This window comes from Geomonas subterranea, from assembly GCF_019063845.1.
Lineage (GTDB): Bacteria > Desulfobacterota > Desulfuromonadia > Geobacterales > Geobacteraceae > Geomonas > Geomonas subterranea.
Map to the genome: position 1 here is coordinate 2970215 of NZ_CP077683.1, position 13072 is coordinate 2983286.

The following is a 13072-nucleotide window of genomic DNA, read 5'->3' on the forward strand; positions in this document are numbered from 1 at the left end:
GGAAGAGCCGATAATTATCGGGAAGCGCCCATGAACATCCTGTGGGCGTCTCCGGAGGGGTCATGGAGACCGACATTCTTGACGGCACTGGACTCAAACTGCAACTGAGCCCGAACCAGATGTCTTTGCTGGCGCAGTACACCCCGGTCGCCCAGAGACGCGCGCTGGACGCCGGGCAACTGCGCGAGGCGATCGAGGCGTCGGGGTACGGGGAGCTCTTCATTTCCCAGGACGCCCTGGTGCAGGTGCTGCAGCGCTGCGCCGTCTCTCCGGTCGCATTCACCCTGCAGATCGGCGAGCGGCGCGACGCCACCCTCGCCCTGCAGCTCTCCGACGACATGATGATGGCAACCATGACCATCCAGCCCGCCTACGGCGGGCGCCGCATCACCTTTGAAGAGGTGGAGCAGGCGCTCTCGCGAGAGGGGGTGGTTTGCGGCATCCTCTATGACGAGATCAAGGCCGCAGTGGAGGCGGGAGAGGCCAGCAAGCTGGTGATCGCCCAGGGAACGCCGCCCATCCCGGGGGAGGACAGCCAGTTCATCAGCCTGATCCCGGAGATGGCGACCCAGATGCCCCAGCTCTCCGACGACGACACGGCCGACTACCGGAACCTGGGCGATATCGTCAGCGTAAGCCTCGGCGATCCGCTCCTGCGGCACACCCACCCCACCACCGGCGTCCCGGGCGTCAACCTCCTCGGGGTGGAACTTCCCACGAGCGACGGGGTCGACATCCCCTTCGCGGACAACCTTACCGGCATCGCCTGCGACCTGAGCGATCCCGACCTGCTGGTCGCCGCCATCTCAGGCTACCCGGTGATCGTGCCGCACGGCGTCAACGTCGATCCGGTCTTCAAGGTGAAGCGGGTCGACCTCTCCACAGGAAACCTCCACTTCAAGGGGTCGCTGGACATCTCCGGCGACGTCAGTGAGGGGATGGAGGTGACCGCCACCGAGGACATCACGGTGGGCGGGATCGTGGAAGCAGCCCGGATCAAGGCGGGGGGGAACATCGTGATCGCGGGGGGAGTGATCGGCCACGGCAAGGCGGTGCAACCGGGGAAGATGGTGAGCCGTCAGGAGATGGCCCAGCTGGAGGCGGGAGGTACGGTCACGGTGCAGTTCGCCGAGAACGCGGCCATCAGCGCCGGCGGGGACATCTTCATCCGCGAACTGGCCATGCAAAGCGACCTCACCTCGGGCGGGAGCATCGTGGTCGGCGAAAAGGGGGGGCGCAAGGGGCACATCATCGGCGGGATCTGCCGGGCCATCTCACTGGTGCACGCCGTGGTGATCGGCTCCCACGCCGGGGTTCCCACGGTCATCGAGGTCGGTGTCGATCCCGCGTTGAACCGCAAACTGGAGATGGTGCAGGAAAACCTGGCCGAGAAGCAGCGGCAGCTCGACGAACTCACCAAGACCCTGGCCTACGTCAAGGAGAACCCCGGGAGCATGGACCCCGGCCTTTTGAACCTGAAGCAGCGCATCTACACCAAATGCCAGGGAGAGCTGGCCGAGCTCACCGGCGAGAAGAAAAGACTGCAAAAGAGAATGGAGATCAACGCCCTGGCCAAGGTCGAGGTGGAACGCGACGCCTTCCTGGGCGCCCAGATCAGGATCGGGTCGAGCACCCTCCTCATCGAGGAGGACCTCACCAACCCGACCTTCACCCTGGGGGAAGAGGGGATAGCATATTGAACGGGAAGGGAGCGGCATGCGTATCATAGGACTCACCGGGGGGATCGCGTCGGGCAAGACCAGCGCGGCGCAGCTGTTCGAGAAGCTCGGAGCCGCGGTCATCGACGCCGACCAGCTGGCACGGGAGGTGGTGCAGCCGGGGGAGGAGGCACTGGCGCGCATCGCGGAGACCTTTGGCGACAAGGTGCTCAACCCGGACGGCACCCTGAACCGCGCCGCGCTCGGGGGGATCGTGTTCGCCGACCCGTCGGCGCGACGCACGCTGGAGGGGATTACCCATCCCGCCATCAAGAAGAGGGCGGAAGAGAAACTGCGGCGACTCAGGGAGGCCGGGACCGGCACCGCCTTCTACGTGGCGCCCCTGCTCTTCGAGGCGGGGATCACCTCGCGGGTCCACGAGGTGTGGGTGGTTTATCTCGACCGCGAGACCCAGATCGAGCGCCTGATGGTGCGCGACGGCCTCTCGCGCGAAGCCGCGCTGTCGCGCATCGCCTCGCAGATGCCCATGGAGGAGAAAAAGAAACTGGGGAAGATCGTCATCGACAACCGCGGCAGCAGGGAGGATCTGGAGGCGCAGGTACTGAAGCTGTGGCGGGAGGAGATAGCGGACCGGCGGCAGGGATGAGCCGGGGCGACACGAAATGGGTACAACGAGAAAGGCCCCCGCTTGCGGCGGGGGCCCTTTTTTTTTCCTATTTGTGGTAACCAAGTTTCTGCGAGATCTCCTCGCCGGAGCGGATCACCAGCGGGATCAGCTCCTTCTCCAGGCGCTCGTCGGTGAAGCGCATCGAGGGACCGGAGATGCTCACCGCGCCGATGATGCGGCGGGTGTAGTCGCGGATGGGGGCGCCGACACACTTCACGCCGACATCCATCTCCTCGTCGTCGATGGCGTACCCCTGCTCGGCGATCACCTTCAGGTGCTTCTTCAGCTCCTCGCGGTCGGTCACCGTCTTCGGGGTGTAGCGCTTCATCTCCTTGGTGGGGAGGTAGTTCTCCAGCTCCTCGTCGGTCATGTAGGCGATCTGGACCTTGCCCGCCGCGGTGCAGTAGGCCGGCAGACGCGCACCGACGCGCGGCACGACCCTCACGGTCAGGTCGGTCTCCACCACGTCGAGGTAGACGATGTGGAACTCCTTGAGGATGGCCACGTAGGTGGTCTCGTTGCACTCCTTGACCAGCGCCTCGAGCACCGGTCGGGACTGGCGCAGAAGGCCCATCTGCTTGATGAAGGTCTGGCCCAGCTCCAGGGTCTTGAGCCCCAGGCGGTAGTTTTCCGTTACCTTGTTCTGCTCTATGTAGTTCCGGGATTCCAGAGTGGCCAGAAGCCGGAAAACGTTGTTCTTGTGAAGCTTCAGCCTCTTGCTCAGCTCGGTCACGCCCAGTTCGTCCACCTCGTCGTGGAACTGCTCCAGGAGGTCGAGTGCATGGGAGACGGCCTGAATGATGTACTCAGATTTCTCTTTTTTCGCCATTGGCTGCACCTATGAATATCAGGAAAAATTTCAAACAATATTAACTAGGCCATTTAATAAACCGTGTCAAGAAAATTAATCGCTTGATAAACGGTTTTAATGTGTTTAAACTCGCCCTTGTCCGGCTCCCCCCGGGATGGGATGTTGACCGGGGTGGTAAAACAGCTTCCACTGGTAAAGTCGGCATGATGCGGCTCCGGATAGTGTCATACAGGCAAAATATAGAATTATGTTCTAGAAATGTCAAGCAGCAAGAAGTACAAAGGGATGCGATCTTGAAGGGGCCGGCGTCCGGTCACCGGCACCGGCGAAGCGGCGGAGAGCGAACATGCGCCTCAACCTGATTTCAAAGCTCGCCCTGGCGACGGGACTGGTGCTTTTGTGCACCATGGCCCTGTTCGCCTATCTGAACCTGAGAAGCCTGAAAGGGCTGCTGCTGCAGGAGGCGATCTCCGAGGCGGACCGCATCACCGAGACCATCATCCGCACCACCCATAACCAGATGCTGCGTGACGACCGTCCCCTGTTCTACAAGACCATCGAGGAGATCGGCAATCAGCAGGGGGTGGAGCGGATCCGCCTGATCAACAAGACCGGGCGCATCATCTTCTCGACGGACGACGCGGAGACCGGAACGGTGCTGGGGAAGCACACCGAGATCTGCGCCGTCTGCCACGGCGGTCCGCAACTGCTGCTGACCGCCTCCTCCAAGAACCGCAGCCGCCGCTTCTACGGCAACTCCGGCGCCGAATTTCTCGGCATCACCAACGCCATCTACAACGAGGAGAGCTGCTACACCGCGAGCTGCCACTTCCACCCCGAGAAGTACAAGGTGCTCGGCGTGCTGGACGTGGTGGTCCCTCTGGACCGGATGCACTCCCTGCTGGGCGCCTACCGCAACCGGATGCTGCTTTTGACCCTGCTCCTGCTCACCCTCACCTCCTTGAGCCTCACCTTCTTCACCCAGAAACTGGTCAACCGCCCGGTGCGGGAACTCCTGGAGCATACCCAGATGCTTTCGCGGGGCGAGCTGGACGGCGCGGTGCACAGCTTCGCCCACGACGAGATGGGGGAGCTGGCCGAGTCCTTCAACACCATGACGCTCAACCTGAAGAAGGCCCGCCAGGAGCTCGAGGGGTGGGGGCGCGATCTCGAGCAGATGGTGCAGCAAAGGACCCGGGAGATCACCCGGATGCAGGCGCAGCTGATCCGCTCGGAGAAGCTCGCCTCACTGGGGGAGCTGGTTGCCGGCATCGCACACGAAATCAACAACCCGCTCACCGGGATACTGGTGTTCGCCTCCCTGATCCAGGGTAACCCCAAGCTCGACCCCGTCCTCAAGAACGACATCGAGACCGTGCTGAGGGAAACCAAGCGCTGCGCCGGCATCGTCAAGGGGCTCCTCGAGTTCGCCCGCTGCGCGCCGCCGCAAAAGGCCCCCTGTTCGCTGAACGACATCTCCGACAGGGCGCTCGAGCTGGTCAGGCACCAGATCCTGTTCCAGGACGTCACCATCACCAGAAACTACACCGGGCGCATCCCGCCGCTGCTGCTCGACCCCAACCAGATCGAGCAGGTCCTGGTCAACGTCCTGGTCAACGCCGGACACGCCATGCGGGGCGAGGGGGTGGTCATGGTGGTCACCGGTCTGGCCCCGGCGCAGTGGCAGGCCTTCATCAAGATCAGCGACAACGGCTGCGGCATCCCGGAGGCCAACCTGGGCCGGATCTTCGACCCTTTCTTCACCACCAAGGCCAACAAGGGAACCGGCCTCGGGCTCTCCGTCTCCTACGGCATCATCCAGGAGCACGGCGGACGGATCGAGGTGCAAAGCCAGGAGGGTTCCGGCACCACCTTCACCATATTCCTCCCCATCCCCGAGCAGGACGCCGCCGCTCCCCCCCCCACCGATCCGGGGCACGCCGGACTCACGGCCGACCCCCCGGGGGCGTAAAGCTGTATACGGGACGACTTTTCCCGCCACGCCCCCCCTTCCCGGCGCACCGCGCAGGGCGCAACTGCGCGGAAGAAAACGATTGACAGCGCGTGACCGTATTGTTAGTTTACGGTCGGGTCACGCCCGGCTCGCGCCGCGGTCCGGCCCGGCCAGCCTCAACGTCACGCAGTACCGGAGCAGCAGTGAACATCACCACCAACGGCGAAGCCGTATCGATCGATCCCCTCACGGTTCAGCAGTACCTGGTCTCCCTCGGCATCGACCCGCGCCGCGTCGCGGTCGAGCTGAACCAGGAGATCCTCCCCAAGGCGCAGTACGAGAGCACCCTGCTCAACGAAGGGGACACCCTGGAGATCGTCCATTTCGTGGGAGGAGGCGCCGTTCGCGGCTAGGAAATCACGCCGCGAGCCTCCCGCTCGTCTCCCGCTCACCGTACGGTCCCGTTGCATCCGGGCCGGACGGACCATCTGACAAGACGCTACCGATTGGAGAACAGTGATGCCCGTAACAAACGACAAGCTCGTCATAGCAGGACGCGAATTCGACTCCCGCCTCATGGTGGGGACCGGCAAGTACGCCGATTTCCAGCAGATGGTGCGTGCCATCGAGGTTTCCGGCGCCCAGATCATCACCGTCGCCGTAAGAAGGGTGAACATCTCGGACCGGAGCAAGGAATCGCTTCTGGACCACATCGACCTGAAGAAATACACCCTGCTCCCCAACACCGCCGGCTGCTACACCGCCGACGACGCCATCCGCACCTGCCGGCTGGCCCGCGAGGCTGGGCTCTCCGACTTCGTGAAGCTCGAGGTGCTCGGTGATGAAAAGACGCTGTTCCCCAACAACGAGGAGCTTTTGAAGGCAGCCAAGGTGCTCATCGCCGAAGGGTTCACCGTGCTCCCCTACACCAGCGACGACCCGATCATCTGCAAGAAGCTGGAGGACATGGGGTGCGCCGCCGTGATGCCCCTCGGGGCCCCGATCGGCTCGGGACTCGGCATCCGCAACCCGTACAACATCCAGATCATCCTCGAGACGGTCAAGGTACCGGTCATCGTGGACGCCGGGGTCGGCACCGCATCCGACGCTGCCATCGCCATGGAGCTTGGCTGCGACGGCGTGCTGATGAACACCGCCATCGCCGGGGCGCAGGATCCGGTCGCCATGGCCGAGGCGATGAACCTCGCCGTCCGCGCCGGCAGGCTCGCCTACCGCGCGGGGCGCATCCCGAGGAAGCTCTACGCCACCGCATCCTCACCGCTGGCGGGCCTCATCGCGTGAAAGGGCTCGACTCCCCCTGGATAGATTTCAACCTCTACCTGATCACCGGGCGCGGTGAGACCCTCGGGCGCAACCTGGAGTTCGTGGTCGAGGAGGCCCTGCGGGGAGGCGTGCGCGCCGTGCAGCTCAGGGACAAGGGGACCACCAGCACCAAGGAGCTCTACGAAACGGCCCAGGAACTGCGCCGCCTCACCTCCCGCTACGGCGCCAAGCTCTTCGTCAACGACCGCGTCGACGTGGCGCTCGCGGTCGACGCCGACGGGGTGCACATCGGCAGCTCCAGCCTCCCGCTGTACAAGGTGAGGAGGCTCCTGGGGGAGCGCAAGCTGATCGGCGTCTCCTGCCACAACCAGACCCAGGCCATCACCGCCCAGGAGATGGGGGCCGACTTCATCACCTTCGGCCCGGTCTACTACACCCCCAGCAAAGCCGAGTACGGCGAGCCGGTGGGGATCGAGAAACTGAACAAGGTGGCTCAGACGCTGCAGATCCCGGTCTTCGCCCTTGGGGGGGTGAACCTGGAGAACTGCGCCGAGGCGGTCGCGGGAGACGCGCGCGGCATAGCCCTCATCTCCGCCATACTCTCCGCGCCGGAGCCGCGGGAGGCCGCCAAGAGGCTTTTGGCCCTGCTCCCCCCGCTCGAGGAGCACAACGACTAGATGACCGCCGGCGAACCTATCCACAAAGAGCTGCGCATCAACTCCTACGGCTCGTACCTGAGACGCCGCTTCGGCTGCCGCGTCAGCAAGGTGAACGTGGACGGGGGGTTCACCTGCCCCAACCGCGACGGCAGCCGCGGCACCGGTGGGTGCATCTACTGCGACAACAGCTCCTTCTCCCCCAAGGAGACCCAGTCCCTGATCCCGGTCGAGGAACAGATGGCCGCGGGGATGGCCTACCACCGCAGCCGCCTCGATAGCGACAAGTTCATCGTCTATTTCCAGAAGTACACCAACACCTACGGCCCCGTGGAGAAACTCGCGGATCTGTACCGGCGCGCCCTCGCCCACCCCGACGTTCTGGGGATCTCCGTGGGGACCCGGCCCGACTCCCTGAGCCCCGCCGCCCTGGAACTCCTGACCGACCTGGCCCGCGAGCACTACGTCTGCGTGGAGCTCGGCCTGCAGTCCATGGACGACGCCATCCTCGCCCGCATCAACCGCGGCCACACCCTGGCGGAGTACCTCGACGCGGTGCAGCGCCTCTCCGGACGCGGCCTGGAGATCTGCACCCACCTGATCTACGGCTTCCCCGGGGAGACCAGAAGCGGCTTCTTGAAGACCGCGCGCCTCATCGCCGGCCTGCCTGTCAACTCGGTGAAGCTGCACCAGCTGCACGCGGTCGAGAACACGAGGCTCGCCGAGATGTACCGGGACGGGAGCTGGCAGCCGATAGGGATCGACGAATACGTGGGGACCGTCTGCGACTTCTTGGAAGAACTCCCGGCGCGGGTAACGGTGCAGCGGCTCTACGGGTCGGCCCCCCTTGCCATCAGGGTCGCCCCCAATTGGAACCTGAAAAACAACCAGATGTGGTACGCCGTGATCAACGAACTGAGAAGGCGCGGCAGCTGGCAGGGATGCCGGCTCGCCAGCGAGGTCAGGGCGGCCTGAGGAGGAGAACCATGAAGACGGCACAACTGATCGGCTCCCCGGAGCCGGTACGGATCGGCAAGATCCTCTGCATCGGGCGCAACTACGCGGACCACATCAAGGAACTGGGGAACGAGACCCCGGAGCGCCCCGTGATCTTCACCAAGCCCGCCACCAGCGTCATCGGCGCGGGGGAGGAGATCGTGATCCCCTCCTACTCCAGCGACTGCCACCACGAGGCGGAACTGGCGCTTCTGATCGGCAGGGAGGGGCGCGACATCCCGGCCGCCGATGCCCTCTCCTACCTGGCGGGGTACGCCGTCGCCATCGACCTGACCCTCAGGGACGTGCAGGCGGAGCTGAAGAAGAAGGGGCTACCGTGGGACATCGCCAAGGGGTTCGACACCGCCTGCCCCCTCTCCCCGTTCGTCCCGGCTGAGCAGGTGGCCGATCCGCATCAGCTGCGCATCACGCTCACCGTGAACGGCGAGAAGCGCCAGGACGGCGGCACCGACCTGATGATCCACCGCATCCCCGAGCTGTTGAGCTACCTCTCCTCCATCTTCACGCTGGAGCCGGGCGACCTGGTGCTGACCGGCACGCCCGCCGGGGTCGGTCCGGTCAAGAGCGGCGACCGCGTCGTCGCCGGGATCGCCGGGGTGGGGAGCATCGAGGTTTCGGTCCGGTAAGGAGAGCTTTACCAACAAAGGAGGTTTTTCATATGAGCAACGAGAAGAGCTGCCCCGACTGCCAGGGGCTCATGGTGCTGATGCCGGGGTGAGGTGGCCTCTTCTGGCGGTGCCAGAAGTGTGGCAAGAAGCTACCCCTAAGCGGAGACGTCTCCAAAGGGTGTGGCTGCAGCTAAAATTGTAATCCTGGACAAGAAAGGGGGCACTAAAGCCCCCTTTTTCCGTTTCCCCTCCGGCGGTTCAGACCGGCTGCACCGGTGCCGGCGCCCCTTCGACCCCGGCATCTTTCATCCCCGCCTCCCCTGCCCCAGCGGTTCCGGCTCCCGTCTCACGCCTCTCCCGCTCATCCCGGAGTACCTCGAGCAGCCGCTCCTCGGAGAGCGGGCGGTGGTAGTAGTACCCCTGCAGCTCGTCGCAGCCCCGCTGCGCCAGGAACTCCGCCTGTTCCCGGGTCTCCACCCCCTCGGCGATGACATGCAGCTCCATCGCCTTGGCGATCCCGATGATGGCATCCACGATGGCGCGCTCGTCGGGGAGTTCGCAGACGTTCCTGATGAAGGCACGGTCGATCTTCAGGTGGTCGATGGGGAAGTTCTTCAGGTACTGCAGCGAGGAGTACCCGGTGCCGAAATCGTCGATGCCGATGGAGACGTTGAGTCCCTTGAGATGCCACAGCTTGGTGGCGGTCTCCTCCACGTTCTTGACCAGGCAGGTCTCGGTGAGTTCCAATTCCAGGAGGGCTAGGTCCACGCCGCTTTGCTCCGCCGCCTCCTCGACCAACCGGCACAGCTCGCTGCGCATGAATTGACACCCCGAGATGTTCACCGACATCCTGAGCGGCAGGCACCCCGCATCGAGCCATTGCCTGAGCTTGTTACAGGCGGTCTTCAGCACCCACTCCCCCAGCGGGATGATGATCCCGGTGGCCTCGGCGAGCGGGATGAAGGAATCGGGCATCACCCGCCCCTTTTCCGGGCTCATCCAGCGCACCAGCGCCTCCACCGCGGCGATCCTTCCGGTACGGGCATCCATGATGGGCTGGTACTCCAGGAAGAACTCCTCCCGTTCCAGCGCCATCCAGAGCTCGAACTCAAGCCGCGTCCGTTCCTGCAGCTTCTGGTTCATCTGCGTGCTGTAGAAACAGAATTCAACGCCCGGTTTCTTGGCGTTGTACATGGCGATGTCCGCATTTTTGAGCAGGGTCTCGGGTGTGGTGCCGTCGTCGGGGTAGACCGAGATGCCGATGCTGGCGCCAACGTAGACCTCCCGCCCGCCAACCTCGTACACCGGGGAGAGTTTCCTGAGCAGGTTCTGCGCGATGCAGCTCGCGTTGTCCTCCGTGTCGAGGGTCGCCACCACCACGAACTCGTCCCCCCCCAGCCGCGCCAGGGTGTCCTTCTTGCGTACCGAGCTCTTCAGGCGCTGCCCGACCTCGATCAGGATCTGGTCCCCCGCCTCGTGCCCCATGGTGTCGTTGATCGGCTTGAAGCCGTTCAAGTCGAAGAAGAGGGTTGCCATCTTGAGCCCCTCGCGCTGCGCGATGCCGATGGTGTGCTCCATCCGGTCCAGCAGCATGCGCCGGTTCAAGAGCCCGGTGAGGCTGTCGTAGTAGGCGAGATGCTCGAGCTGTTCCGCGCTCCGCTTCTTCTCGGTAACGTCCTCCAAAAGGGTCGCCACCATGCCATCCCCCATCGGGAAGGCGTTCACGACAAAGACCCGACCCGCCCCTTCCTGTGTCAGCTCCAGGCTCACCTCGGCCGGCGCTCCCTGGAGCGCCTCCCGGACCGGCGCGAAAAGCCCCCCCTGCACCTGCAGGATGCTCTTGCCGATGTCGTCCCGTCCGAAGCCGAAGACGGAGGCGGCGGCCGGGTTGATGTCCGCCAGGACCAGGTCAATATCGGTTCCGCTGCCGGGGACGGTCCGGTACAGGGCCAGCCCCTCGTTGAGGGACTCGTACACCGAGCGGTACTTCTCCTCGCTTTGTTTCAAGCTGCGGTAGGCATTATCGATGGCTCGCAGCGGCACGGTACGCAGCCGGAAGAAGGTGAAGCCGGCGGCAAGAGCCCCCAGGCAGAAGAGCAGCGCGGTCACCATGAGGGTCGGGGCCAGCGAGCGCGACACCACCAGGTTAGCCACCTGGTGCCCCGCATCGTGCACCGGGAAGGTCTGGGAAAGAAGCGGCGGCAGCATCTTGTCCGAGCTCTCCGCGATCACCTGCCCTTGCAGGTTGTACAGGACCCGCTTCTCCGCGGTCTCCGTGGAGCGCCGCGCCAGGAGCTCCTTCAGGCGCAGTTCCTCGAACTCCCACATCCTCGGGTTGGCCACCACCAGCGTCCCCACCACGCGCGCATTGATCTCCCCCTCCGTCTCGATGACCCCGGTCATGTGCGAGAAAGCCATCACGAAGTAGATCGCAGGCGGCACCACGGTCAGCACCGCGGAGAGGATCCCCGCGGTCAGGGTGGTGCTGCGGCGTATGGACTGGCTGTGCCTGATCATTTCGCCCCGGTGACTAGCAGGCCGTATCTAGCGGCGATGGAGCGCCCCTTCTTCGAGTTGAGGAACTTGACGAACTTGGCGACCGCGGCAGGGGCATCTTTCCGGGTGACCAGGTGCATCTCCTTGACGAAGCGGTACTTCCCCGATGCGACGCTGGCGACGCTCGGCTGCACCCCGTCGAGCTTCAGGACGTTCACCGAGTTCGGCTCGGCGAGCGCCAGCGTCAGCGCCATCAACCCGACCGCCCCTTCGGTCTTCTTGACGAAGTCGTAGGCCTCGTTGTCGGTGATGCCGAGGAGCATGTCCTTGCGACCCTGGGCAGCGCTGAGGCCACGGTCCATCTCCGGCGACATGGAATGGGCCAGCTTGGTGTCGGTGTCCTCGTTGGGGCGCAGCACCACCCGGACCAGTTCGCCGCCGGGCCACTTGGGGGTGCTGCCGGCATACATCGCCGCCAGTTCCTTCAGCGTCACATCCTTCGAGCGCACCCCGCGGTTGGCGAGCACCGCCAGCGGGGTCTTGCCCCACTCCTGCTGGATGAGCCCTTCGGCGCTCTCGGCCGGCTTGAGCGCGCGCCCCGAGACGGCGAGGTCCAGCGCGTGGTGGGATACCGCCTTGATGGCGGCGGAGCTCCCGAGGCTCTTCTCCATTTCGATCACGATGCCGCGGTTTTCCTTCTGGAACGCCTCAGCCAGCGGCTTTATCACCACCAAACCGCTGCCGGTGCCGTTGATCCTGAGGGTTTCCGCTGCGGAGGCAGTCGGAGGGGACACGAGGGTGGCGAGGACGGCCGCGACGGCCAAAACTGCCTTGACGAAAGATGCCATGGTTGCTCTCCTGTCAAACTAGATGGAAGTGGGGGACCTGCACGGGAATACGAGGGGGGTGGCAAAACGGCCACCGTCAACCCTACTGTTTTATCGGTTTTCGGGATGTGATCTTGAGTACTTTATCGGTAAAAGCGGGAGTGGGGGGACTGCGCAAGGAGGACAGGTAAAGGGGGAATCAACCGGCCAGGTGCTAGAGCAGGAAGTCGACCACCAGCCCCTTGATCTTGATGATCTGGGCCACGATGCGTATGTGGTCCTTCTGCTCCCGCATCACCAGGTGGTAGAGGAGGTCGGCCTCCTTGTCGATGACGGCGATCACCTCGTGGCTGCGCCCGGTAACCCCGCCGCTCAGCATCTCGATGCGGTAGGCCTCGGCGGAGACCTTGCGGGCCATGGTGCCGATCAGTTCCCGGAACACCTTGAAGTTGGCGATGGTCGGTTCCTGCTCAAGGACGTCCCCCGCCTTGTCGATCTCGTCCTTCAGGCGCTGCAGTTCTCCCTGGTACTCGGCGCTCGCCTTGGCGACGGCGGTCAGCCGGCCGGCGAACAGCGGTGCGCCGGCTCCGGCGACGCTTTTGGGCGCCGGGCCCTTCTCCTTCTTGGCTATGCTGCGGGAGTCCGATTTTTCGTTGATACGCATGCGCTGGCACCGGTCGCCCCGGAGGGGCGGAACTAAAAAGGCCCCGAAAGAATTCGGGGCCGGATCAAGGCTCGGAAAGGAAACTAGTTCTTGACCACGTTGGCGGCCTGCGGGCCCTTGGCGCCCTGGACCACGTCAAAGCTGACCGAGTCACCCTCGACCAGCGATTTGAAGCCGTCCCCCTGGATGGCCGAGAAGTGCACGAAGACATCCGCGCCGTTTTCCTGCTCGATGAAGCCAAACCCCTTCGCGTCGTTGAACCATTTCACCACACCGTTTGCCATTACCTTTTCTCCTGTGCTGCTCGTTGTCGATTAGGGCGGCCGGTCTCCCGGCCGCCCCGTTAGCGTCATGGACGCGTATTTCGCTATTACACGTTTACATCAAGCGTGTCAAGGCTTCTCCGGCT

13 protein-coding genes are annotated in these 13072 nt (G+C 64.2%); 8 read left to right on the forward strand and 5 right to left on the reverse strand.

Annotated features, from left to right (window positions below; all coding sequences use genetic code 11):
- Positions 1–62 precede the first annotated feature (62 nt).
- Together KP001_RS12885 and coaE are read left to right on the forward strand one after the other, a co-directional pair.
- Positions 63–1700 carry a flagellar assembly protein A gene (locus tag KP001_RS12885; protein ID WP_217286037.1) on the forward strand — a complete coding sequence of 546 codons (1638 nt, stop codon included), beginning with the start codon at positions 63–65 and terminating at the stop codon, positions 1698–1700.
- Between the two features lie 16 nt (positions 1701–1716).
- A complete protein-coding gene (gene coaE, locus KP001_RS12890; RefSeq protein ID WP_217286038.1) occupies positions 1717–2325 on the forward strand; it encodes a dephospho-CoA kinase in 609 nt (202 codons plus the stop codon).
- 67 nt (positions 2326–2392) lie between these two features.
- On the opposite strand, the gene KP001_RS12895 is transcribed toward coaE, so the two are convergent.
- A complete protein-coding gene (locus KP001_RS12895; RefSeq protein WP_085813870.1) occupies positions 2393–3175 on the reverse strand; it encodes an IclR family transcriptional regulator in 783 nt (260 codons plus the stop codon).
- Positions 3176–3503: 328 nt separating this feature from the next.
- On the opposite strand from KP001_RS12895, the gene KP001_RS12900 reads away from it, so the two are divergent.
- The 6 genes from KP001_RS12900 (at position 3504) to KP001_RS12925 (ending at position 8694) form a co-directional block, all read left to right on the forward strand.
- Positions 3504–5129: a sensor histidine kinase gene (locus KP001_RS12900; protein WP_217286039.1), complete on the forward strand. Its 1626-nt coding sequence runs from the start codon at positions 3504–3506 to the stop codon at positions 5127–5129.
- A gap of 185 nt (positions 5130–5314) precedes the next feature.
- Positions 5315–5524 carry a sulfur carrier protein ThiS gene (thiS, locus tag KP001_RS12905; RefSeq protein WP_217286040.1) on the forward strand — a complete coding sequence of 70 codons (210 nt, stop codon included), beginning with the start codon at positions 5315–5317 and terminating at the stop codon, positions 5522–5524.
- Positions 5525–5630: 106 nt separating this feature from the next.
- The gene (locus tag KP001_RS12910; RefSeq protein WP_217286041.1) at positions 5631–6413 is read left to right on the forward strand and encodes a thiazole synthase; all 783 of its coding nucleotides are present in this window, start codon (positions 5631–5633) and stop codon (positions 6411–6413) included.
- Entirely contained in the window at positions 6410–7072 is a 663-nt protein-coding gene (gene thiE, locus KP001_RS12915) for a thiamine phosphate synthase (RefSeq protein WP_217286042.1), read from the forward strand. The genes KP001_RS12910 and thiE overlap by 4 nt, the downstream gene beginning before the upstream one ends.
- A complete protein-coding gene (mnmL, locus tag KP001_RS12920) occupies positions 7073–8026 on the forward strand; it encodes a tRNA modification radical SAM protein MnmL/YtqA (protein WP_217286043.1) in 954 nt (317 codons plus the stop codon). It abuts the gene before it with no gap.
- An 11-nt stretch (positions 8027–8037) separates the two neighbouring features.
- Positions 8038–8694 (forward strand): fumarylacetoacetate hydrolase family protein, encoded by a 657-nt coding sequence (locus tag KP001_RS12925; RefSeq protein WP_217286044.1) that lies wholly within the window; start codon positions 8038–8040, stop codon positions 8692–8694.
- A gap of 240 nt (positions 8695–8934) precedes the next feature.
- Here KP001_RS12925 and KP001_RS12930 read toward each other — a convergent pair whose 3' ends face one another.
- From KP001_RS12930 to KP001_RS12945, 4 genes are all read right to left on the reverse strand, one after another.
- A complete protein-coding gene (locus KP001_RS12930; RefSeq protein ID WP_217286045.1) occupies positions 8935–11193 on the reverse strand; it encodes a putative bifunctional diguanylate cyclase/phosphodiesterase in 2259 nt (752 codons plus the stop codon).
- Positions 11190–12020 (reverse strand): PstS family phosphate ABC transporter substrate-binding protein, encoded by an 831-nt coding sequence (locus KP001_RS12935; RefSeq protein WP_217286046.1) that lies wholly within the window; start codon positions 12018–12020, stop codon positions 11190–11192. The genes KP001_RS12930 and KP001_RS12935 overlap by 4 nt, the downstream gene beginning before the upstream one ends.
- A gap of 193 nt (positions 12021–12213) precedes the next feature.
- Positions 12214–12663: a YaaR family protein gene (locus KP001_RS12940; protein ID WP_217286047.1), complete on the reverse strand. Its 450-nt coding sequence runs from the start codon at positions 12661–12663 to the stop codon at positions 12214–12216.
- A gap of 83 nt (positions 12664–12746) precedes the next feature.
- Positions 12747–12947: a cold-shock protein gene (locus KP001_RS12945; RefSeq protein ID WP_199389337.1), complete on the reverse strand. Its 201-nt coding sequence runs from the start codon at positions 12945–12947 to the stop codon at positions 12747–12749.
- Between the last annotated feature and the right edge of the window lie 125 nt (positions 12948–13072).

What these genes read in the sequence shown, in the direction of transcription:
- KP001_RS12885 (WP_217286037.1), top strand. Translation starts at nt 63, where the DNA reads ATGGAGACCGACATTCTTGACGGCACTGGACTCAAACTGCAACTGAGC.
- coaE (WP_217286038.1), top strand. Translation starts at nt 1,717, where the DNA reads ATGCGTATCATAGGACTCACCGGGGGGATCGCGTCGGGCAAGACCAGC.
- KP001_RS12895 (WP_085813870.1), bottom strand. Translation starts at nt 3,175, where the DNA reads ATGGCGAAAAAAGAGAAATCTGAGTACATCATTCAGGCCGTCTCCCAT.
- KP001_RS12900 (WP_217286039.1), top strand. Translation starts at nt 3,504, where the DNA reads ATGCGCCTCAACCTGATTTCAAAGCTCGCCCTGGCGACGGGACTGGTG.
- KP001_RS12910 (WP_217286041.1), top strand. Translation starts at nt 5,631, where the DNA reads ATGCCCGTAACAAACGACAAGCTCGTCATAGCAGGACGCGAATTCGAC.
- mnmL (WP_217286043.1), top strand. Translation starts at nt 7,073, where the DNA reads ATGACCGCCGGCGAACCTATCCACAAAGAGCTGCGCATCAACTCCTAC.
- KP001_RS12925 (WP_217286044.1), top strand. Translation starts at nt 8,038, where the DNA reads ATGAAGACGGCACAACTGATCGGCTCCCCGGAGCCGGTACGGATCGGC.
- KP001_RS12930 (WP_217286045.1), bottom strand. Translation starts at nt 11,193, where the DNA reads ATGATCAGGCACAGCCAGTCCATACGCCGCAGCACCACCCTGACCGCG.
- KP001_RS12935 (WP_217286046.1), bottom strand. Translation starts at nt 12,020, where the DNA reads ATGGCATCTTTCGTCAAGGCAGTTTTGGCCGTCGCGGCCGTCCTCGCC.
- KP001_RS12940 (WP_217286047.1), bottom strand. Translation starts at nt 12,663, where the DNA reads ATGCGTATCAACGAAAAATCGGACTCCCGCAGCATAGCCAAGAAGGAG.
- KP001_RS12945 (WP_199389337.1), bottom strand. Translation starts at nt 12,947, where the DNA reads ATGGCAAACGGTGTGGTGAAATGGTTCAACGACGCGAAGGGGTTTGGC.